Consider the following 1,526-nt stretch of genomic DNA (forward strand, 5'->3'; position numbering starts at 1 on the left):
CGCAGGCACCAGCCCCGATACCGTCAGGCCGTACAGCATGCGCGACAGAACCAGGCCCGCCATTCCCCAGAGGGCATTCAGCGCGCCGTTCGCCATCGCCCAGACTACCAGCGCCATCACGACGAAGCTCGCCAGGTAGCCGCCCAGCGAGGCCAGCATAACGATCTTACAGCCGTGCCGCTCACTCTGGCGTCCCCACCAGGGCGATGCGGGTAAAAAGAGCATCGAGCCGAACATCAACAGCCCGGCCCAGACGGAGAGCGACAATCCGGTCAGGGAGACCAGCTGCGGCAGCATGACCAGCAAACCGTTTTGTCCAATACCTAATAAACCGGCGCCCAGTGCCAGGGGCCAGTTAGCTTTGGGGGCCACAACATCAGTGAGATTCTCGGTACGGGTGCGCATAAAATTGTGAAGATAATGTCAATAAATGTGTGGAAATTATGAAGTTTATGAAAACAAATATTGCAAAAATAGTTGCCACTGTAAACAGAATGAATATCATAACGAGAATTATTATCAGTCATGGAATGAGGTACAACATGCGTACTCTGCCCCGCTCCGCCGGTACAGATGTTGCGGCCCAGTGTTTTTTGAACGCGCTACTGCGCGAAACGAAGGACTGGCACTATCTTCCCGCAACCCGTGCGGATGAGTTATCACTGATTCATATCCCGCTCTCCCCAACCCAGGCCATTCGGGTTCCGGTACGCTATTTCTCCCCCACACAGCATCACCAGTATCTTTTCCCGGCAACGCTGATTCAGGCCGACAGCGACGGCGGTGACACGGTCACATTCCATCAACTGATTGATTTAATTATTGAAAAAGAGACGGTTAAAGGCGCTCTGGATGCCGATACGCTGGCTCGCTTTAAGCAGCGCGTCCTGGAAAGCCATACACACACCTGGCAGGCCATTGATTTACGCCACAACTGGGCAAACCTGCGCGATAAGCCGCTGACCTTTGCCGAAGCGGAACAGGCGCTGCTGGTCGGCCATGCTTTTCATCCTGCCCCAAAGTCGCACGAGCCGTTTAACGAGGCCGAGGCGCGTCGCTATCTGCCGGATTTCGCCTCCCGCTTCCCGCTGCGCTGGTTTGCGGTTGAGCATGAGCTGATTACCGGCGACAGCCTGAATGTCTCCCTGCGGGAACGTCTGCTGCGCTTTGCAGCGCAGAGCGCGCCGGCTCTTCTCGGTCACTTCACCGACACCTGCTGGCTACTGCCGATGCACCCGTGGCAGGCCGACTATCTGCTGGAGCAGGACTGGTGCCAGCGTCTGGTAGAAAAAGGCGCCCTGCGCGATCTGGGCGAAGCCGGTGCGCCATGGCTACCCACCAGCTCTTCCCGCTCGCTGTACAGTGAAACCAACAGCGACATGATTAAGTTTTCCCTGAGCGTGCGCCTGACCAACTCCGTGCGCACGCTGTCTCGCTTCTAAGCCAGGACGATCCTGATACGCAGCATCTCTGGCGCGAGCAGCAGGAAACCCTGCTGAGGCTGGTGCAGAGTGGCAATTTGCAGC

2 pseudogenes are annotated in these 1,526 nt (G+C 57.1%); one reads left to right on the top strand and one right to left on the bottom strand.

From position 1 onward, the window contains the following. Positions 1-405: pseudogene (locus tag DD606_RS25140) on the bottom strand (MFS transporter); the annotation flags it as partial. Positions 406-542: 137 nt separating this feature from the next. Between DD606_RS25140 and DD606_RS25145 the strand changes: the two are divergent. Further along, a pseudogene (locus DD606_RS25145) lies at positions 543-1,433 on the top strand (IucA/IucC family protein); the annotation flags it as partial. Positions 1,434-1,526 lie beyond the last annotated feature (93 nt).

It is taken from the genome of Enterobacter cloacae complex sp. GF14B, from assembly GCF_004136805.1.
GTDB lineage: Bacteria > Pseudomonadota > Gammaproteobacteria > Enterobacterales > Enterobacteriaceae > Enterobacter > Enterobacter hormaechei_C.